17 protein-coding genes and 1 pseudogene are annotated in these 20,326 nt (G+C 66.3%); 3 read left to right on the top strand and 15 right to left on the bottom strand.

Annotated elements, in window-relative coordinates:
• Positions 1–252: 252 nt before the first annotated feature.
• Both ABDW31_RS06545 and ABDW31_RS06540 read right to left on the bottom strand, forming a co-directional pair.
• A complete protein-coding gene (locus tag ABDW31_RS06545) occupies positions 253–855 on the bottom strand; it encodes a polysaccharide biosynthesis/export family protein (RefSeq protein ID WP_184715675.1) in 603 nt (200 codons plus the stop codon).
• Positions 856–941: 86 nt separating this feature from the next.
• The gene (locus ABDW31_RS06540; RefSeq protein WP_184715673.1) at positions 942–1,730 is read right to left on the bottom strand and encodes a metallophosphoesterase family protein; all 789 of its coding nucleotides are present in this window, start codon (positions 1,728–1,730) and stop codon (positions 942–944) included.
• 259 nt (positions 1,731–1,989) lie between these two features.
• On the opposite strand from ABDW31_RS06540, the gene ABDW31_RS06535 reads away from it, so the two are divergent.
• Positions 1,990–2,805: a transglutaminase-like cysteine peptidase gene (locus tag ABDW31_RS06535; protein WP_184715671.1), complete on the top strand. Its 816-nt coding sequence runs from the start codon at positions 1,990–1,992 to the stop codon at positions 2,803–2,805.
• Between the two features lie 158 nt (positions 2,806–2,963).
• On the opposite strand, the gene ABDW31_RS06530 is transcribed toward ABDW31_RS06535, so the two are convergent.
• Positions 2,964–3,116: a hypothetical protein gene (locus ABDW31_RS06530; RefSeq protein ID WP_184715669.1), complete on the bottom strand. Its 153-nt coding sequence runs from the start codon at positions 3,114–3,116 to the stop codon at positions 2,964–2,966.
• A 198-nt stretch (positions 3,117–3,314) separates the two neighbouring features.
• Between ABDW31_RS06530 and ABDW31_RS06525 the strand changes: the two genes are divergently transcribed.
• Positions 3,315–3,968, top strand: a complete 654-nt coding sequence (locus ABDW31_RS06525; protein WP_184715667.1) for a sugar transferase — start codon at positions 3,315–3,317, stop codon at positions 3,966–3,968.
• Positions 3,969–3,974: 6 nt separating this feature from the next.
• On the opposite strand, the gene ABDW31_RS06520 is transcribed toward ABDW31_RS06525, so the two are convergent.
• The 11 genes from ABDW31_RS06520 to dnaN form a co-directional block, all read right to left on the bottom strand.
• Complete coding sequence (locus ABDW31_RS06520; protein WP_343698433.1) at positions 3,975–5,807, bottom strand: O-antigen ligase; 1,833 nt, start codon at positions 5,805–5,807, stop codon at positions 3,975–3,977.
• Between the two features lie 94 nt (positions 5,808–5,901).
• A complete protein-coding gene (locus tag ABDW31_RS06515) occupies positions 5,902–8,121 on the bottom strand; it encodes a polysaccharide biosynthesis tyrosine autokinase (RefSeq protein ID WP_184715663.1) in 2,220 nt (739 codons plus the stop codon).
• Positions 8,122–8,185: 64 nt separating this feature from the next.
• On the bottom strand, positions 8,186–9,460 hold the full coding sequence (locus tag ABDW31_RS06510) for a porin (RefSeq protein WP_184715661.1): 1,275 nt from the start codon (positions 9,458–9,460) through the stop codon (positions 8,186–8,188).
• 74 nt (positions 9,461–9,534) lie between these two features.
• Positions 9,535–10,131, bottom strand: a complete 597-nt coding sequence (locus ABDW31_RS06505; protein ID WP_184715659.1) for a hypothetical protein — start codon at positions 10,129–10,131, stop codon at positions 9,535–9,537.
• A gap of 359 nt (positions 10,132–10,490) precedes the next feature.
• Positions 10,491–11,627 (bottom strand): methyl-accepting chemotaxis protein, encoded by a 1,137-nt coding sequence (locus ABDW31_RS06500; protein ID WP_184715657.1) that lies wholly within the window; start codon positions 11,625–11,627, stop codon positions 10,491–10,493.
• A gap of 121 nt (positions 11,628–11,748) precedes the next feature.
• The gene (gene gyrB, locus ABDW31_RS06495; protein ID WP_184715655.1) at positions 11,749–14,193 is read right to left on the bottom strand and encodes a DNA topoisomerase (ATP-hydrolyzing) subunit B; all 2,445 of its coding nucleotides are present in this window, start codon (positions 14,191–14,193) and stop codon (positions 11,749–11,751) included.
• On the bottom strand, positions 14,190–15,353 hold the full coding sequence (gene recF / locus ABDW31_RS06490) for a DNA replication/repair protein RecF (RefSeq protein ID WP_184715653.1): 1,164 nt from the start codon (positions 15,351–15,353) through the stop codon (positions 14,190–14,192). Before recF ends, gyrB begins: the two co-directional genes overlap by 4 nt.
• A 45-nt stretch (positions 15,354–15,398) precedes the next feature.
• Complete coding sequence (locus ABDW31_RS06485; RefSeq protein ID WP_184715651.1) at positions 15,399–15,770, bottom strand: VOC family protein; 372 nt, start codon at positions 15,768–15,770, stop codon at positions 15,399–15,401.
• A gap of 63 nt (positions 15,771–15,833) precedes the next feature.
• Complete coding sequence (locus tag ABDW31_RS06480) at positions 15,834–16,121, bottom strand: metalloregulator ArsR/SmtB family transcription factor (protein ID WP_184715650.1); 288 nt, start codon at positions 16,119–16,121, stop codon at positions 15,834–15,836.
• Between the two features lie 36 nt (positions 16,122–16,157).
• Positions 16,158–18,104 carry a S9 family peptidase gene (locus ABDW31_RS06475; RefSeq protein WP_343698432.1) on the bottom strand — a complete coding sequence of 649 codons (1,947 nt, stop codon included), beginning with the start codon at positions 18,102–18,104 and terminating at the stop codon, positions 16,158–16,160.
• Between the two features lie 72 nt (positions 18,105–18,176).
• A complete protein-coding gene (dnaN, locus tag ABDW31_RS06470) occupies positions 18,177–19,295 on the bottom strand; it encodes a DNA polymerase III subunit beta (protein WP_184715648.1) in 1,119 nt (372 codons plus the stop codon).
• Positions 19,296–19,465: 170 nt separating this feature from the next.
• Between dnaN and ABDW31_RS06465 the strand changes: the two are divergent.
• Positions 19,466–19,747 (top strand): annotated as a pseudogene (locus tag ABDW31_RS06465) (DUF2061 domain-containing protein).
• On the opposite strand, the gene grpE reads toward ABDW31_RS06465, so the two are convergent.
• Positions 19,687–20,322: a nucleotide exchange factor GrpE gene (gene grpE, locus ABDW31_RS06460; protein ID WP_184715643.1), complete on the bottom strand. Its 636-nt coding sequence runs from the start codon at positions 20,320–20,322 to the stop codon at positions 19,687–19,689. The pseudogene ABDW31_RS06465 and the gene grpE overlap by 61 nt on opposite strands.
• Positions 20,323–20,326 lie beyond the last annotated feature (4 nt).

The following is a 20,326-nucleotide window of genomic DNA, read 5'->3' as shown; positions in this document are numbered from 1 at the left end:
TGCCATCGCCCTGCGGCCGGTCCCGCGACAGTCCATTCGACGCCGACGAGCCCCGCCATGAGCGAAGACGACAGCCGCAACTCCGACGCCCAGAACCGCCCCGACCGGAATCGTGTCGGGTGCGCCATTCTCCTCAAGACATCGCTGGAAGTGGCCCCGTCGCCGGCGTCGGACGCCTCTCCAGATCCTGAACGACAAAGGCCCGGCAGATTGCTCCGCCGGGCCTTGTTGTACTCGCTAATAGGCCAGTTCTTAGAAGAAGCGCTCGCCGATGCGGATGGTGTCGCCCGGCGCGACCACGATCGAGGGCGTCAGCTCGCCCTTCACTTCCGAGGTCTCACCGTTGTGCTTGATCCAGACGGTGCGCTTGTCGGCGCGGTAGGTGAAGCCGCCGGCGGTGGCCACAGCGTTCAGGACCGTCAGGCCCGAGGTGTAGGGATAGGTGCCGGGCTTCTCGACTTCGCCCAGGATGTAGAACGGGCGGAAGGTCAGGACCTCGGCGTTGACGCGCGGATCCTTCAGATAGCCGTCGCTAAGGGCCTTCTGCACGGCGAGCTGGAACTGACCCACGGTCATGCCGCCGGCCTTGATCTCGCCGATCAGCGGCAGGGACATCAGGCCGCTGCCGCTGACGAAGAATTCGCCCGACAGCGAAGGCTCGCCATAGACCGTCATCCGGACCTTGTCCGCCGGGCCGAGCAGATAATCCATCGACTGGGCCGGCGCCGTGACCGGCGCGCCGCCGATCGCCGCCTGTTGGGCGCGCGCGGGATTAGCGACGGCGACGCCAAGCATGAGGCATGCGGCCAGCAGCATCATCGCAAAGGCGCGCGAAATTTTCGAAACACCGATCATGGCGAAGCTTCTCATCCTAACAGGAACCAGACCCGGAAGTTGAATTGCCACATCGCACGTGACCGCGAGATGAACAAGGCAAAGCCTTAGGCGGCGCGTGCTTTACTGAACTGAATGATCTTGGGCTCGCCACCGTCAAGTCTAACCGCGGTGAGCAAGCCGGTCGCATAGGCGCCGGTGTCGACATTGATCCGTTGCCGACCGATGAACACCTCTTCAGTCGGCGTATGGCCGTGAACCACCGTGGCCTTCAGGCCATGCGGGTTGTCGAGGAACTCGTTGCGGATCCACAGCAGGTCGGCGGCCACCTGGCGCTCCAGCGGCAGACCCGGCTTCACCCCGGCGTGGACGAACACGTAGTCGCCATAGACGACCATCAGTTCCAATTGTCGCAGGAAGGTCTCGTGGGCCGGCGGGAAGGCCGCGCGGAAGGCCTGGCGCGTCTGCTCCCAAACCTCGGGCTCGGCGCGGCCCACGGGCCGCTGCACGCCGTACGAGGCCATGGTCTCGCCACCGCCGTACTCGACCCACGACGGCCCGGCCATCGGGTCGTCGAGGAAGTGCAGCAGCGTCTCCTCGTGGTTGCCCATCAGGGCGCGGAAGTCGAAGTGGCCGTCCCGGGCCTGACCGCCCAGGGTGATCAGGCGGTCGATCACCGCCGCGGACTGGGCGCCGCGGTCGACATAGTCGCCCAGCATGATCAGCACCGGCTTGTCCGGACGACCCAGGGCCTGGAAGTCCTCGGTCATCCGCGCGACTAGGCCGTCCAGCAGGTCCAGCCGGCCATGGACATCACCGACGGCGTAAACCACGCGGCCGTCAGTGGAGGCTGCCTTGCGGGTCTGCTGCTTGGGACGGAACAGGGACTTGAACATCACGCTCGCCAGTATGGCGACGCCGCGCCGGGACCAGTTCTGCGATTTTGCCTTAGCTGGCGGCGTAGTTCAACGGCGCCGTCGAGTATTAACCTTTAATTTAGCACGATCGTTCTTGGCGAATTTACCAAGTAAATTAGGTCGTCATTTGAGTTAATTCGAGAATTACCATCACCGAACATTCGAATTAAACCATCTAAATTCAGCTCAAATTGGCAGCGCGAATGAATACTGGCCCCACGAACACAGCGGGGTCGTCATGTTCAAGACGCGCAACATTGTTATCGGAGTCATCAGCGCCGCCGCGATGATGATCGGCGCCAGCGCCCAGGCCGGCAGCATGCCGTTCCAGCCGCGCGGCCAAGGCGTGGGCGCTCCGGCCGGCTTCGCCGACCTGTGCCGCCGCGACACCGAAACCTGCGGCCTGCCGACCAGCCAGCTGGCCCTGATGGGCATCGCCGCCCCGGCGGCCCTGACGCCGACCTCGTCGATCGGCGCCACCGCCCAGCAGCGTTTCGAGGCCGCCATGGCTAGCGTTGAGCAGGAAGCCGATGACCAGCGCTTCATCACGATCGAAACGGTCGAAGCCTTCACGTTCGCCTCGGTCGAGGGCTTCGTCCCCGCCGGCGAACTGCGCGCCGCTCCGGCCGTCGAAACCGCTCCGGCGTCGACCCAGTGGGCCGCCCGCACCGAGCGCGACCAGCTGAAGCTGCTGAACGTCGTCAACCAGTCGGTCAATCGCGAGGTCAAGAAGGCCAGCGACATGGACCTGTACGGCATGCCTGAGTACTGGTCGCTGCCGCGCGTCATCGACGGCAAGATGTATGGCGACTGCGAGGACTACGCGCTGGAGAAGCGCCGCCAGCTGGTCGCCGCCGGCGTGCCGGAAAGCGCCCTGTCGCTGGCCGTCGCCGTCACCGCCCGCGGCGAAAGCCACGCGGTGCTGATGATCTCGCTGAAGACCGGCGACTGGGTTCTGGACAACCTGACCCCGTGGGCCACGCCCTGGGAAGACCTGAACTATCGCTGGGTCCAGCGCCAGGTGCCCGGCACCGCCCTGTGGACGACCGCCTGATCGCGGGCGCGCCTCCTGAAGACCAAAAGGCCCCGGACGAAAGTCCGGGGCCTTTTGGTTTAGCGCAAGCCGGCATGGCGCGCGGTAGCGCCCATACGTTAACGGCCCGCTCCGGGCTGGGAGCGGGCCGTTAAGGCGTTCAGGGTCTGAAGCGGCGCCTAGAAGAGGCGCGACACCGTCAGGACCAGACCAGTCCAAAGACCGGCGGACAACACAGCGGCCAGGCCCAGGCCTAGCAGCGGGGCCATGCGCTTGGCGCGCGCCGGAGCGGCGGCGTCCACGGATACGAAGGTCATTTCGGCGTCGATCATCGATCTCACTCCTGATGAGACTGATGTATCGCGACGCCGCTAATCGGTGATGAAATAACAGAGTCTATTTCCTATTAAGGATATTTCCGGTTGTTGTCGCTTTTTCCGCGCGACGCTTCTGAATGTTTGGAGTAGCGTTTTTTCCGTCAGAACTGGGAAACAGCCTCTGACAGGTGGGGAAAATTAGAGGGTCATCTGGTGGACGGGGGATCATATCCCGAGCTGCTCGCGCCCAAGATCAGAGCGCCGCTTCCCAAGGTGGCGCTAGACCTGCGCAAGCGCGCGCTCGACATCGTCGCCTCGGCGCTGCTGCTGGCCCTGTTCGCTCCCCTGCTGTTGCTAGCGGCCCTGCTGATCAAGCTGGAGTCGCCCGGCCCAGCCCTCTTCCGCCAGACGCGCGGCGGCCTGGACGGCGGGCGGTTCCAGATCCTGAAGCTGCGGACCATGCACTGCCGCGAGGATGGCCCTGAGCTGACCCAGGCGCAGCGGGGCGACGCCCGCGTGACCCGGATCGGCAAGCTGCTGCGCGCCACCAGCATCGACGAGTTGCCACAGCTGCTGAACGTGCTGCGCGGCGACATGTCGATGATCGGCCCGCGGCCGCACGCCGCCGCCCATGACGATTATTACGGCGCGCGCATCCCTGAATACTACTCGCGCTATCGGACGCGACCGGGCCTGACCGGCTGGGCCCAGGTCAAGGGCCTGCGGGGCGGCACCCAGACCGTCGAGGCCATGCGTCAACGGGTCCAGGCCGATATCGACTACATCCAGACCTGGTCGATCCTGAAAGACGCCAAGATCGTGCTCCTGACAATCCCCAGTCTGCTGGTCGCCGAGAACGCCTACTGAGGGGCCTTACGGCGCCGGCGCCAGGGCCGCCTTGGCGGCGCGCTCGCCGACGATCAGGAAGGCCAGGCCGATGCGACCCGAGCGGTTCTGGATGCTGTTGGCCAAGGCCGTCAGGCGACGTTCGCCGCCGGACCGGCCGTACTCCACCCGCGCCTGATACATCACCTGGTCGCGCGCGGCCTGGGTCAGGTCGGGCCAGTTCTCATAGGCGAGACGCGTGCGAGCCACGAACAGGCTGGTCTGCAGCGGCGCGACCGACAGCGAATGCTCCAGGGCGGCGCTCGCGGCGTCGATCTCGCCGCGCTGGAACTGGACGGCGGAAAGGCGCAGCCAGGCGCCGCCATTGCCGGGACGCAGCGCCGTCTCGCGGCGACTGAGCGCCAGCAGATGATCCAGGGCCTTGCGGTCGGTGGTCTTGGTCGCCAGGCCCGCCTCGATGCGCGTGGCAAGAACCTCGCCCGAGGCGGTCGGCAGGGCCGAGAGATCGCCGCCGAACCGCGAGACCGCCAGCGGCGCGGCGAACAGGGTCGCGAGCACCAGCACGACGCCGGCGAAGGCGGGCGTGCTCCAGTCGGCGGACTTGGCGCCCGGCCGGCGCGACGGCGCCACGGCGGTCATTGCGCCCAGGCCCAGAGCGAACAGCGCCTGCAGGGCCGGCACCTGGACGGCGAAATCCGACAGGCCATGCAGCAGCACCACCAAGGTCGCGGCGATGGCGGCGCGCGCCAGCCCGCCGGCGGTGCCCGGCTTGAGACCTTCGACGGCCACGCGCCACAGGGCGGTCAGCAGCCAGGCGGCCATGAACAGCGCCCCGACGACGCCGCCCTCCTCCAGCCACTGGAGATAGAGGTTGTGGGTGGCGCGGACGTCGAACAACACGCGCAGGTTCTCGGTCGTGACGATCATCTGGTTGACGACCGGGAACGAGCCCAGACCAAAGCCGAACCAGGGCGAGGCCTGGAACGCCTGCCAGTGGGCGCCGAAGATCTGCTGGCGCACCGCGACATCGTTCTCGAGGTTCTCGAGACGGGCAGCGGTCAGCTCGGCGCTGCGCATGGCCACGCCGATCACCACCAGCAGAGCGGCGGCGCCGCCGATGATGGCGATAGCCCGGATCTTCCGGCCTTGTGCCAGCACCTGCCAGGTCAGCAGCACGGCCAAGCCGATCACGGTCGAGAAGACCCCCGCGCGCGAGGCGGTCAGGGCCAGGGCGACGGCGAACACCGCCGACACGCCCAGGCTGAGGCTGGCGTCGAGGCCCAGGCGCTCAAGACGGAACGAGCCGCCGGCGCGCTGCAGGGCCTGGGAGAAGAACATCACCGAGAACACCAGGCCCACGCCCATCAAGGTCGCGGCGCTGTTGGGGCTGAGCAGCGTGGCGACCAGGCGGGATTTCGGTCGGAAGCTGACGTGATTGATGATGGCCAGTGCCGCGAAGGCGCCCAGGGCGAGCACCAGCCACCAGATCAGCGCGCGTCGACGGGTCTCGGACGCACCGATGATGCGTGCGGCCAGGAACATGCAGGCCAGGCCCAGCAGGCGCACGACATTGAGGAGCAGCGAGGAGCGGTCGACGGTGATCGCGCCCTGCCCATCACCAAGATAGGTCCAGACAGGGTGTGCGCCGCCGGGACCGAACGGTGTCAGGGCCCAGCAGACGGCGACGATCAAGGCGGCGAACATCAGGCCGGGCCAAGGCGTGATCAGCACGCTGGGGACCTTGCGCGCCCAAGAGCAGCTGGCCAGCAGACCGACCAGGAACAGGGCGTGAAGGGCGGCGAACACCGAGGCCACCGCCACGTCGCTGGCGCCGAAGGCCACGACCTCGATCAGCGCCAACGCGACGAGGGCGCCGATAGCGGCGCCCTCAGAAGCTTGTAGTTTTCGACTTCTGGATGCTCCGGGCGACGGCGCGCCCTCGCCCGTTCGCGTCCTAGTCCGCATAGTACTTTCGATAGTTGGCGTAGTAATAATAGGAGTCGCCGTAGCCGTAGCGGGACTGGGCCTTGAGATCCATCTGCGTCAGGGCCACGCCGGCGATGAACGCCCGGGTGCCTTGCAGCAGGGCCAGGGCCGACTGCACGGCCTTGACCGGGGTCTTCTTCCAGCGAACCAGCATCACCACGGCGTCGGCGTGCGGCGCCAGGATCCGCGTGTCGGCGATGGCCAACAGCGGCGCGGTGTCCAGCAGCACGATCTCGTAGCGATTGCGCAGTTCCTGCAGCAGGCGGTGCATGGCCGCCGAACCCAGGACGTCACGCGGCGTGTAGGCCGACTTGGCCAGCGGCAGGATGTGCGCGCCGCTTTCGTCGTTGATCAGCGCCTGGTCCAGGGTGGCGACGCCGTTCAGCACTTCCAGCAGACCAACCTGGGCTGGCTCCTTCAGGAACTGGCTGATGGCGCTTTGGCGCAGGTCGCAGTCGACGACGATGACCTTGGCGCCCGAGGTCGCCAGGGTGCGGGCCAGCGAGAAGGTCGTGGTGGTCTTGCCTTCGCCCGGCAGGGAGGAGGTGACCGCGATGACCTTCACCGTCTCGCCGACCTTGGAGAACAGGATCGACGCGCGCAGCTTGCGCAGGCTTTCGGCGAAGCTGGAGAGCGGCTTGGCCAGCAGGTAGTCCGGCGGCGTCAGACCCTTCAGGGTCTTGGCGTCGTCGACCGTGGTGCCCAGGCTGGGCACGGCGCCCAGATAGGGCAGGCCCAGACGGCGCTCGACCTCGTCCTCGGTGAACAGGCCGGCCATCAGGATCTCGGCCAGGACGATCGCCGCCACGCCCGCACCCAGCGCCAGGACCAGGCCCAGGGCCAGGTTCAGCGACGGCTTGGGATAGCTGGGATTGGTCGGGATCTTGGCCGGCGACACCACGCGGGCGTCGGCCTGCTCGATGCCGTCCTGGGCCGTGGTTTGCTTGAAGCGGGCCAGCAGGCTTTCGTACAGCGTCTTGACCGACTCGGCCTTGCGCTCCAGCTCGGCCAGGCCGATGGCGGCGCGGTTGTTGCCAGCCAGCGTACCCTTCGACGCCGAGACGCTGCCCGCGACCGAACCGGTGCGCTGACGGGCGACCTGGGCCTGGGCCTCGAGGTTCGAGATGATCCGGCGGATTTCGGCCTGGATCTGCACGTCAATGTCGGCCAACTCGCGCTTGGACTTGAGCAGGTCGGGGTGACGTTCGCCGTAGCGACCGCTCAGATCGGCGACCTGAGCGCTCTTTTCGGAACGTTGCTTGCGCAGTTGCTGAACGACCGGCGAGTTCAGCGACTCGCCGACATCCTCGCCGGTGCTGCCGCGCGCCAGTTGCTGGCGAGCGATCGCCAGGCGGGCGTCGGTCTCGGCTTGCGAAGCCCGGCTCAGCGCCAGCTGCTGGTTGAGGCCGGAGATTTCCTGCTCGGTCAGGGTGGCGCCCTGGGCGCTGAGCAGGTTGTTGGCGATCTTGTACTGTTGCACCGCGGCGTCGGCCTGCTGGACCTGGCCCCGCAGTTCGGCGACGCGGGTGTCGAGCCACTCATTGGCCTTGGCCGTAGCGTCGAACTTCGCTTCCAGCTGCTCGGTCAGGTACAGATTGGCGAAGGCGTTGGCCAGATCGGCAGCGCGCTTCGGATCAGTATGGGTGTATTCGACCGAGATCAGGTAGGTCAGACCCGCGCGGCGAACCTTCAGGCCGCTCAGCACACCGTCGACGATCCGCTCGTTCCGGCGCTGCATTTCGATCGGATCAGTCGTCGCCGTCGGTGCAGCCGCCTGCTTCAGCGACGATAGCCAGGCCGTCGCGCCCTTCGCCTTGGGCAGATAGGGGTTGAAGTAGGGATCTTGGTCAAGCTTCAGGTCCTTGACGACGCGCCCGGCCAGCGAGCGCGACTTCAGAACCTCAACCTCAGTGTCAACGACAGACGAGTCCGCCGGCAGGCCCGAGAGCACCGCGTTCATGTCGGTGACCTGTTCCTTGCGGACGTCCAGCATCACCTGAGCCATCGCGGTATATTTGGGCGTCTGCTGCAGGGTGAACAGCACCACCGCCGCGAACACCACCACCGCCACGGCTGCGAAGAGCCGGAAGCGCCGCCGGAACGTCGCGATCACGATGTTCAGGTCAAAAGATAACGCTCCGGTGTCTTTCACCGGAGCGTTCGAAGTTTCAAAACCGGAGCCGTCCATAGGTACTCTCGTATTCGGCAAACCTTGCCGTTTCGTGGACGTTCTTAGAACTGCAGGTCGTTCTTTAGAACTGCAGGGCGACCGAAGCAGCGATCTTATTCACCTTGAACGACGCGCCGCGCTGAACCGGGTTACCCGAGGACTCTTGCTTCAGGTAGTTGTAGGTCAGGAACAGGCCAACGCGGCGGTTCAGCAGATAGGTCGCCGTCGCCGAGAAGTTGTCGCGCTTGTCGTCGCGATCGATACCTTTGTAGTTGTCCTTGCCGTGCGTGTAGGCGGCCGACAGCAGAACGTTACGCAGCAGCTCGTGGTCGATCGACGCGCCGATGTTGTTCGAGATGAAGCCTTGCGAACCCGGCGCCGTCGATTCTTCGATCGAGCGCGAACCATTCAGGCCGACCGTGGTCAGCTGGGTCGGGAACCACTCCAGGCGGCCCTCGGCGCTGAAACCGTCGATGTCGGCGAACAGGGGGTTGTCGTACGACTGCTTCATGTAGCCGACCTGAACGTCACCGCGCATCAGTTCGGAGACGTCGAAGTTGACGCCGGCCCCGACGACGTAGCCGTCCGAGGTGCGGTCGGTGGCCACGGCGTTGTTGTCGTACTCGCGCTTGTTGCCGGTCGCCGACACGTAGAAGGCCGTGTCCGGGCTCACCGCATACTCGGCCTTGCCGCCGTAGTAGAACTCTTTCCGGTCACGGAAGTCTTGATCGATGATCGCCGTACCAACGCGGTTCGGGACGTCGTTGTAGTCGAAGTCCTTGCCTTGCAGACGGCCGACCAGACGCAGGCGGTTGAATTCCTTCGTCAGGGCCACATTGCCCTGGGTTAGGTCATATTCGACCGGCTTGCCCGCGGCCGTCGGGGCCGTCGGGTTCGTGCGCGGCTCGATCAGCTGCTGGGTCTGGACCGAACCGGTGATGTTCGAACCACGAGCGATGTCGATGCGACCGTTGGCCGACAGCGTGTACTCTTCAGCGTTTTCGGTCTTGTTATCCGAATAACGGATGACGTTGCCGCCCGCGAAGAAGCCCAGGGCGTGACGCGACCAGTCCGAACGCACGGCCAGTTCAGGCTTCACGCGCCAGATGGTGTCGCTCTCTTTGCCCGTGGCCTGAGCATAGATGTTGTCGTTGTGCTCGAGGTCCACGGTCACGCGCGGATAGACGGTGAAGCCGCCCGTCTTCTGGCCGGTCGCCTCGTAGTCGGGGCGCGGGCGCTGACGGACGCTGACGTTCTTGTCGCGCTTGAAGTTGGAGCCGAGATCCTGCGCTTGAACAACTTGCGGCGCAGTAAAGGCGATGCAGGCCGCAATGGCCGAGCACGTTAGGAGTCGCATTGAGGTATCCCCACCAGGAGGAGGCGGCCAGCGCGCGTCGTGACGCGCCGGTCCGCCCCGAGACTGTTAGCTAGTTAGTTGCCGCAGTAAGCCGCGACCACGCCGGCGCACGGATCGTACGGCGCGGGCGTAACCGGGGCGGTGCCGCCAGCACCACCGGTACCAGCACCCGCATCGCCAGCAGCCGCCGTCGAGGCGGCGCCTTGCAGGCTGACCAGAACGCTGGGGGCGCCAGCGCCATCGGTCGAAGCCGTCTGGGTGACGGTGGCCGACTGACCGGTGGCGGCCAGCTGAGCGGTGACGGCCGGGGCCGAAGCCACTTGCTGAGCCATTTCCGGAGCCACCTGGGCGGTGACCTGGATGGCCACGCCGGCGCTCACCGTGCCAGCCTGAACGGCTTGCACCAGGGCGGCGGCGATGACTTCCGACGAGGCGCCGGTGCCGGCCAGGGCGCCAGCGACGGCGGCCTGGATGGCGGCGGCCTTCTGCTGGGCGGTCAGACGGGCGAAGCCCGGCTGAGCGGCGGCCGAGCGGGCGGCGGCTTGAATGGTGCCTTGCAGCGACGTCGCCGTCGGAGCGGCGCGCGTTTGAGCCAGGACACTGCCAGCGCCCATCGGCGCGAGCGCGACGGCCAGGCTGACGGCGATAGCGCGGATGTGACGAGAAGCCATGACTGCTCCCTCCAATTGAACGGCGTCCCTTTAGGACAACGTAAACGAATGCTCCAGCCCGGTTTACGCTTTATCGTGGATTTCTAGGCTGAACCGTACCCAGAAGAACACACTTGCGCGCGGGGACCGCCCGCAAGAGCACGTAAACAGAGTTAATAGACTAGGATTGTGACGCGTAGGCCGCCGTGCCTTGGAAACTGAAACTTTTAGTCGGCGGCTCAGTTAGCCTTAAAAACCACGCCGAACGCGTTATGGCAACGGCGTTCGCCGAGATTCCATAGTAAATGCCGCGAATCCGATCGCTTTCGCTCAACACGCGATCAATGAGTTCGAATTAACCGCAACAGATCTGGTTAATATCAGGCCGCTGAGACGATGGCCGCCTGGACTTCCCGGCGCTGAACAAGACAGCCGTACCAGCCAAGACCCGCGTAGGTCTCATAGCCCGGCGTCAAAGCATATCCGACGGTTACATCGCCGTCGGCGTAACTGCCCATCGAGCCGGCGGAAGTATCCAGCGGGAAAATCTCGCTCAGCACGCCCTTGTGGTCGGACGAGGCCAGCACCCGACCCTTCTGGTCCAGCAGCATCACGCGGGAGCGCTCGCGCTCCTCGGTCGTCAGGCGTACGCCGTCGACAACCGCCTGGGCCTGCGGGCGCCAGTCGAAGTGCACGCCCAGCACCCCGAGCACCCGCCCCTTGGCCTGACCGCCCTCGCGGATCGCCGTCGCATAGGTCGCGACGGGCGCGCCGCCCAGCAGGCGGTTGGTCTCGATGTCACAGGCGACAAAGTCGTCGCCGGTCTCGGTGCGCATGCCGTCCTGGAACCAGCGCGCGTCGGCCACCGACTGCCCCACAACGCCGGCGTAACGGCCGGGGCGGCCATTGGCGACCACACGGCCGCGCGCATCGCAGATCCACAGATCGAGATAGACCGTATAGGCGTCAAGGATCACGCCCAGCCGCTCCCCGGCGAAGCGCTGGGCGGCGTCCTCGGCCTCGCCCAGACACGCGACGACCGCCGAATCGGTGGCCCACCAGCGCACGTCGCAGGTGCGTTCGTAGAGATTGCGGTCAACGATCTCGATGGCGTTCAGCGCCAGGTCGGCCAGGCGCTGGCCGCGCATGTGGCCCAGGATCGCGCCACCGATCGCCGACAGCTCGTCCAGATCGGCGCGCACCTGACTTTCCAAGGCGCCAGCCACCACGTCGATCTCGGTGGAGATCTTCTTGAACTCTTCGGCGACGATAGCGAAGCCTTTGCCGGCCTCGCCCGCGCGGGCGGCGACGATCAGGGCGTTGATGGCCAACATCTTGGCGGCGCGATTGACCCGGGCGATCTCGCCGATCTTGGCCCCGGCGACACTGGAGAGGCGCTCGGAAAGATCCAGTATGCGTTCCGGACGAAGACTGGCGTCCTGTTCCATCGAAAGCGCGCCCCCACGCGAACTTTCGGGCGAATCAGCCCGATTGACGCAAGATGACGCCCTCGTCATCACCGCGCGATGACACCGAGGATCACGCCGATAGCGGGGACACGTTTAGCAAACGAAAAACGCCGGACGCCCGCGAAACGGGCGCCCGGCGCTCAAGAAGCAATCGCTTCCGGTCGAGCCGCTAGACGTCGACCTCGGCGTCCAGAGCGTTTTCCTGGATGAACTCACGGCGCGGCTCGACGAGGTCGCCCATCAGGCGGCTGAACATGTCGTCGGCATCGTCGGCGTGATTGACGCGCACCTGCAGCAGGGTGCGAGCCTCAACGTCCAGCGTCGTTTCCCACAGCTGGTCGGGGTTCATCTCGCCCAGGCCCTTATAGCGCTGGATGGTCAGGCCCTTACGGCCGGCGTCCAGCACCGCATTGACCAGGTCCAGAGGGCCACGGACGGTGGTCGACTTGTCCTTGCGGCGGAAGACAGCGCGGCCCGAGAAGATCTCGGCCAGCTTGACGGCGCGCTCGGCCAGGCGACGGGCGTCGGCGGCGTGCAGCAGCACGTCGTCCAGCACCACGCGCTCGGAAACGCCGCGACGCACGCGGCTGAACACGAAGCCCGTATCGCCGCGCTCGCCGCTCCAGGGGCCATCGCCCTCTTCGGCATAGAGATCCAGGCGCGTCGCTGCGGCCGCGGCGTTCGGGGTCTCGCCCAGCAGGCCAGCCAAGGCGGCCTGCTCGATGGCCGAGGCCGGGGCGCGGGCCGCCAGGCGGTCGATATTGCCCTTGGCCGAACGGCAGCTCTGGACCAGGGCCAAGAGGTCCTGACCAGTCATGCGCTCGCCCGAGGCCAGATCCAGCTCGGCCCCGTCGACGCCCTCGTCGACCAGGAACGCGTCCATCTCGCTGTCGTCCTTCAGATAGCGCGAGGACTTGCCCTTGGCGGCTTTGTAGAGCGGCGGCTGGGCGATGTAGATGTAGCCGCGTTCGATCAGCTCCGGCATCTGCCGATAGAAGAACGTCAGCAGCAGGGTCCTGATGTGGGCGCCGTCGACGTCGGCATCGGTCATCAGCACGATCTTGTGGTAGCGCACCTTGTCCGGGTTGAAGTCGTCGCGACCGATACCAGCCCCCAGGGCCGTGATCAGCGTGCCGATCTGGTCCGACGACAGCATCTTGTCGAAGCGCGCGCGCTCGACGTTCAGGATCTTGCCGCGCAGGGGCAAGACGGCCTGGTTGTCGCGATTGCGGGCCTGCTTGGCCGAGCCGCCGGCCGAGTCACCCTCGACGATGAAGATTTCGGACTTGGCCGGATCGCGCTCCGAGCAGTCGGCCAGCTTGCCGGGCAGGCTGGTGATATCCAGCGCGCTCTTGCGGCGGGTCAGTTCGCGGGCCTTGCGGGCGGCTTCGCGGGCCGCGGCGGCTTCGGCGATCTTGCTGACGATCTGCTTGGCTTCGTTCGGATGCTCTTCGAACCAGGTCGCCAGGCCTTCGGAGACCAGGTTTTCCACGGCCGGGCGCACTTCGGACGAGACCAGCTTGTCCTTGGTCTGCGAGCTGAACTTGGGGTCCGGCACCTTGACCGACAGCACACAGGTCAGGCCTTCACGGGCGTCTTCGCCGCCCAGATTGACCTTTTCCTTCTTCATGATGCCGGAGCTCTCGGCATAGCCGGTGATGATCCGGGTCAGGGCGGCGCGGAAGGCCGACAAGTGCGTACCGCCATCCCGCTGCGGGATGTTGTTGGTGAAGCACAGCATCTGCTCGTGGTAACTGTCGTTCCACCACATCGCCAAGTCGATCTCGACCTTGTCCTTGACGCCGCGCACCGTGATCGGCGTCTTCAGCAGCGGGGTCTTGGCCTTGTCCAGGTGGCGGACGAACGCCTCGATCCCGCCCTCGTAGAACAGCTTTTCTTCCCACGGCTCGGCGTCGCGCAGGTCGCGGAAATAGATCGTCACGCCCGAGTTCAGGAACGCCAGCTCGCGCAGGCGGTGTTCCAGGGTCTTCCGGTCGAATTCGATGAACGCGAAGGTGTCCTTGGACGGGAAGAAGGTCACTTCCGTGCCCGTCAGGATCTCGCCGGCCTTGGGACCGTCATCGCGCACCGGCGAGTCGCCGGTCACGGCCAGCGAGGTCACCGCATCGCCGCGCTCGAAGCGCATCTGGTGGACCTTGCCGTCGCGGTGGATCAGCAGTTCCAGCCAGTCCGACAGCGCGTTGACGACCGAGACGCCGACGCCGTGCAGGCCGCCCGAGACCTTGTAGCTGTTCTGGTCGAACTTACCGCCGGCGTGCAGCTGGGTCATGATGACCTCGGCCGCCGAGACGCCTTCTTCCTCGTGGATGCCGACCGGGATGCCGCGGCCGTCGTCGGTGACCGTCACCGAGCCGTCGGCGTTCAGGATCACCTGGACCTTGGTGGCGTGACCCGCCAGGGCCTCGTCGATGGCGTTGTCGACCACCTCGTAGACCATGTGGTGCAGGCCCGAGCCGTCATCGGTGTCGCCGATGTACATGCCCGGACGCTTGCGGACGGCGTCCAGGCCCTTCAGCACCTTGATGGAGTCGGCGCCGTATTCGCCGCCGCCGGTGACTTCTTCGGGAACCTGATCTTCGGTGTTCTCGGTCATTCGTCTTCCAAAACGGTAAGGCCGGCCTCGCCCACGCGAACACCTAATGCCCGACCCTTGAGATGGTCGAACAGCGACTCGTCCGTGCCGGTGAGGAAGGCCTGGAGCTTGAGCGCCGTCAGTTCGTCGGCCAGCGCGGCCCGACGGGTCAGGTCGAGGTGCGCAGCGACTTCGTCGAGTAGTATTACAGGATTCGGCGCGGATTCGGTACGCGAAAGTCGCGCTGCCTGGGCCAAAACGAGGTTCAGAATCAGGGCTTTCTGCTCTCCGGTCGAGCATTCCGCCGCCGGACGGTCCTTCTCGACGTGGAAGATGGCCAGATCGCCTCTATGGGGACCAGTCAAAGCTCTTCCGGCGGCCCCATCACGAGCCCGCGCGACGGTAAGCGCAGCAGCTAACCGTTCCTCGATCTCGGCGAACGGAACCCCTTCCAGCGCCAGCTTTTCCCACTCGCCGGTCAAGGCCAAGCGGGCCTGCGGGAACGGCCGGTCGCCGCGCCCGTCGATCTCGGCCTGCAGCGCCTGCAGCGTCCGAGCCCGAGCCTGGGACATCAGGGCGCCGGCCTCGGCCAGCCGCGCCTCGAGCGCATTGAGCCAGGTTGCGTCCGGCGCGGCGCCGGCGTCGGCCGCATCGGTCAGAAGGCGCATGCGCTCGCGCTGGGCCTTGTCATAGGCGTTGGCGTTGGCGGCGTGGTTCGGCTCGCCAGCGAAGACCAGGCGGTCGAAGAAGCGGCGGCGCTCGGAGGCGGCCTCCAGGAACAGACGATCCTGGGCCGGCGTCAGCCAGATCGGTCGGACGTGGTCGGCCAGGCGGCCAGGCGGGACGGTCTCGCCCTCCAGGCGCACGGTGCGGCGCGAGGCCCCGCCCTGCTCCACCCCGGTGCCGACGCGGAGCGGCGCATCCTCGCCGCTCTCGACCTCGGCCGCGACGGCCCAGGCCCGCCCCACGGCCTCGCCGGGCAGCCGGCGGCCGACCTCGGCCATGCTGGAGCCGCGCAGCCCCTTGCCCGGGGTCAGCAGGCTGATCGCTTCAAGGAGATTGGTCTTACCCGCGCCATTGGCGCCGAACAGGTAGACGCTGCGCCCCTGCGTCTCCAGGCGCGCGCGCTCGTACGAGCGAAAGTCCGTCAGGGTCAGGGAAAGCAGTGCGGCCGACGCCATGGCGCGTTCTTAAGCGGTGTCGCCGGCCGACGCTACTGGCCCGCCTCAGCCCATCTTGTAGGCGCAGAGCTTGTTGCCATCGAGGTCGCGGAAATAGGCGAAGTAGACCTTGGGCATCCGCTCGCCCGGCGCGCCATCGTCTTTACCGCCCAGCTCCAACGCCTTGGCGTGGAAGGCGTCGACCTCTTCAACGGTGTCGAGCGCGAAGCCGCCCATCATGCCGTTGCCGACGCAGGCCGGATTGCCGTCGAACGGTCCCAGCACCCCGAACATGAAGCCGTCGCCGCGATAAAGGCGACCGCCCGACGGGTGCTCGTACAGCGGCTTCATGCCGATCGAGCCCAGCAGGCCGTCATAGAAGGCCTTGGCCTTTTCCAGGTCGTTCGAGCCGACCGTGACGTAGTTCAGCTTGGCCATGGGCCACCTCCCGTTTTCTTACGAAACGGACCTTAGCCAGCTTATGACGATTGGCAATAAGGCTCAGCGCTGAAGCAGGTGGCGATAGCCGTAGACCCAGGCGCCGACGTCGGCGAAGCGGTCGGTCGCGAGGGTGCAGGTCCGCACGCGCCCCGACTTGTCGGTGACGATCCACCCGGAGCGTTCCAGGATCTTCACGTGCTTCATGAACGACGGCAGGGCCATGGCGAACGGCGTGGCCAGTTCGCCGACACTGGCCGGACCCTCAGCCAGCCGGCTCAGAATGGCTCGGCGGGTCGGATCGGCCAGCGCTTGGAAGGTTTCATCCAGGATTTCAGCGTTCTCAGCCATGCAGCTAAGTATGCCAAAGGCCAAGCTCGGCGTCGACTACTTCGCTTCAGGCAGCCCCAGGACCTTCTGCAGGAACTGGGTTTCGACCTCGCGGCGGCGGTCGTTGTTGGCCTTCTTGGCGAAGCCGTGGCCCTCGTCCTTGAACTGAACGTACCAGGTTTCGACGCCCTGGCTGCGCAGCTTGGTGACGACCTGGTCGGACTCGGACTTCGGCACGCGCGGATCGTTCCAGCCCTGCATGACCAGCATCGGCTTGGTGATCTTGCCGACGTTGTTCATGGGCGAGATCTGCTGGAAGACCTTCAGCATCTTCGGGTCGCGCTCGTCGCCATATTCGGCGCGGCGCAGATCGCGGCGATAGGCCTCGGTGTTGTTGAGGAACGAGACGAAGTCGCTGATGCCGTAGCGCTCGACGCCGCCCGCCAGGCGGTCGGAATAGTGAGTCATTACGGCAAGCGACATGTAGCCACCGTACGACTGGCCGTAGACCACGACCCGGGCCGGATCCAGATCCGGCTGCGTCTTGATCCAGTCCAGAACCGCGCCGATGTCCTTGACCGAGTCCTCGCGCTTCTCGGCGTTGTCGAGGTTCAGATAGGTCTTGCCGTAGCCCGACGAGCCGCGGACGTTGGTGACGATCACCGCTGCGCCCAGCTCGCCGACGAAGTGCTGATGGATCGGGCTGAAGGTCGGGCGCGACTGCCCCTCGGGACCGCCGTGGATGTCGATGATGACCGGAGCCTTCTGACCCGTCGCCAGCTTGGACTTGTAGACGAAAGCCGGGATCGAGCGCTTGTCGAACGACGGGAAGCGGATCAACTCAGGCGTCGCCAGGACCTTGGCGTCGAGCCCGCCCAGTTCCGAAGCCGTCCAGCGTTCCAGCTTGGCGTCGGTGACGCCCCAGCTCCAGGCGTCGCTGGCCGCGGTCGGAGTCGCGAGAGAGAAGCCCAACTTCGAGGCGTCCGACGAGAACGCCAGGCTCGAGACGACGCCGGCCGGCAACTCGGGCTGCGGCAGGGCGCGGCGGGTGCGGAAGTCCTGCACGACCAGCTTCGAATAGCCGTCCTCGTTGACGACATAGGCCAGGATGCGGCCGTTGTCGGACAGGGCGAAGTCCTCGACGTCCCAGGGACGCTCACCCGAAAGGGTAACCTTGGCGCCGGTCGCCAGATCGATCTGGACCAGGCGCTGGAAGTCCGAACCCTCGTCCGACAGCAACAGAACCGCGCGGCCGTCCGGCGTGAAGCGGCCGCCGCTGTAGGCGATCTTCGACTTGGCGGAATTGAGCTCGGTCAGCTTGCCGGTCGCGACATCGAGCAGCCAGCGCTTGGACTCCGAGATCGAGAAATAGCGGCCGAGCAGCACCGTCTTGCCGTCGGGCGACACCGCCAGCGGCGAGACCTGACCCTGACCCTTGTAGATAACCTTCGTTGCGCCGGCGGCATCGCGCATCAGTACGTCGGAATCGCCCGAGCCCTTGGTCGAGCGCGACCAGACGATCACCGAACCGTCCTTGGACCAGGCCGGCGAGCCGTTGCGGGTGCCCGTCTCGGTCAGCTGGACGGTCTTGCCGTCGGCGCCCAGCAGGAAGAGCTGGAACCACTCATCGCCGCCGGTGTCCTTGGAGAACAGGATCTGGCCGCCCGGCAAAGTGTGGGTCGCGCCGACCGGCTCGTCGTAGAAGGTAATCTGGCTGCGGTCGGCGCCGGGCGCGGCCACGGTGTGCAGCTGGTTGGTGTTGCCAAACCGCGTGGTGACGATCATCCCACCGTTGGGTAGCCAATCGTCAAAGTATGCCGAGCGGGCGTTCTGATACTTGGCCAGGCCTTCGCGGATCGACGGGGCGGCGACCGGCACGTTCTCGAGGATCTGGTTGCCCATCTCGCGGCGCTCGACCGGCTGAGCGAGCGCGGGAACGGCGGCGGCGAGAGCCAGGACGGCGGCCGAGGCGGCCAACATCTTATTGATCGGCAGCTTCTTCATCAGAGTATCCCCAACAGCAGAACGGGCGCTCGAAAGCGCCCGCTCAATGTTTCCCAGGTCCTGGCCGCGGGATCAGACCCGCAGCGGCATCAGCACGTACTTCACGCCCGGGTCGACCGGATCGACCACCAGGGTGGGCGACGCCGGGTCGGCAAAGCGGAACTCGGCCTGCGGGCCGGCGATCTGGCCGCAGACGTCCAGCAGGTAGCGGGCGTTGAAGCCGATTTCGAAGGGCTCGCCGTCGTAATCGACCTCGACCTCTTCGACGGCCTGGCCGGCTTCCATGTTCCGGACGGTCAGGGTGATGCGGCCCGGCTCGACGGCCAGCTTCACCGAACGGCTCTTCTCGGCCGAGATGGTGGCCACGCGGTCGACGGCCTTGGCGAACAGGTCGTTGTCCAGCGTCAGGATCTTGGCGTTGTCGCGCGGAATGACGCGCAGATAGTCGGGGAAGGCGCCGTCGATGACCTTGGAGGTCAGGGCGGCCGCGCCAAACTCGAAGCGGACCTTCTGCGGCGACAGCTGGACGTCGACGGTCTCGCCGGCCGATTCCATCAGGCGGCGGGCTTCGGCGATGGTCTTGCGCGGTACGATCACGCCGGCCAGGCCCGCCGCGCCTTCCGGCGCCGGCATCTCGGCCAGGGCCAGACGGTGGCCGTCGGTGGCTACGGCGCGCAGCTTGGTCTCGCCGCCCTCGTTGACCGTGTGGATGTAAAGGCCGTTCAGATAGTAGCGGGTCTCTTCGGTCGAGATGGCGAAGCGGGTCTTGTCGATCAGCCGCATCAGCTCGTTGGTGTCGACCGCGATGCGGCCCGACAGGCCGTCGCTGCTCATAACCGGGAAGTCGCCGGCCGGCAGCACCGGCAGGTTGAAGCGCGAACGGCCGGCCTGGATCACCAGACGCGGGTCATCGCCGCTGAAGCTCAGAGAGACGTCGGCGCCGTCGGGCAGCTTGCGAACGATCTCGTACAGGGTGTGGGCCGGGGCGGTGATCTGGCCGGGAACGTCGATCTGGGCCAGGCCCTCGTCGATGATCTCCATGTCCAGGTCGGTGGCCGAGAACGACAGGGTGCTGCCTTCGGCCGACAGCAGGATGTTGGACAGGATCGGGATCGTGTTGCGGCGCTCGACGACGCTCTGCACGTGACCCAGCGCCTTCAAGAGCGCCGCCCGTTCGATCGTAAGCTTCATAAATCCGGTCCGACGCCCTGACCGCCCAGGAGAATCGTCCTGCACGGCCCCGTTGAGAATGGACCGCCGACATTAGCGAAATCGCGCGCGCGGGGAAGGGGGCCCGGGCCCTTGCGAAAGGCGAAATCGGCGCCAATATTGAGAATGATTATCAAATAGGAGCGCAAACGATGCGCCTCTACCTCAAGACCGCCACCTACGCGACCATGCACCTGACCGTGGCGATCGCCGTCGCCTACGCCCTGACCAGCGATTGGCGGATCGCCCTGGCGGTCGGCATCGTCGAGCCGATGGTCCAGACCGTGGCCTTCAACATCCACGAACGGCTGTGGTCGCGCGCCGACCAGAGGGTCGAGCGCGCGGCCTAATCAGCTTCGGGGCCAGGCCAGTCTCAGGCCTTGGTGTCGAACGAACCGCCCGAGCCCTCGCCGTCGGTATTGGCGCCGGCATAGGGGTTGGCCGAGGCGGCCGGTTGTTCGCCGCCCGGGCCGGTCGAGCCCTTGGCGGCCACGGCGACCATGGCCGGGCGGACCAGGCGGCCCATCAGCTCGTAGCCGGCCTGCAGCACGGTGATCACGCCGCCGGCGGCGACCTCGGTCGAGGGCTGCTCCATTACCGCCTGGTGCAGGTGCGGGTCGAACTTCTCGCCCTGGGCCGGGTCGATCTTCTTCAGGCCGTTACGCTCGAAGGCGCCCTGCAGCTCCTTCTCGGTCATCTCGACACCGACGATGAAGTTCTTCACCGACGCGTCGGCCGAGTCCTTGGGGCTGTGCGCCGTGGCGCGCGACAGGTTGTCGGCAACGCCCAGCAGGTCGCGGGCGAACTTCTGGATCGCATAGGCGCGGGCGTCGTTCATCTCGCGCTCGGCGCGGCGCTTGGTGTTCTCGGCCTCGGCAGCGTAGCGCAGCGCCTGCTCCTTCAGAGCGGCGACTTCCAGCTGCAGCGCCGCGATCTCTTGCGAGGCGTCGCCAAAGTCTTCTGCGCCCTCGAAGGCCACGTCTTCAGCCGGCGTTTGCTCGTCGGTCATCTCG

Source organism: Caulobacter sp. (assembly GCF_039596335.1).
GTDB lineage: Bacteria > Pseudomonadota > Alphaproteobacteria > Caulobacterales > Caulobacteraceae > Caulobacter.
This window is presented reverse-complemented; position numbering and strand designations above follow the sequence as displayed.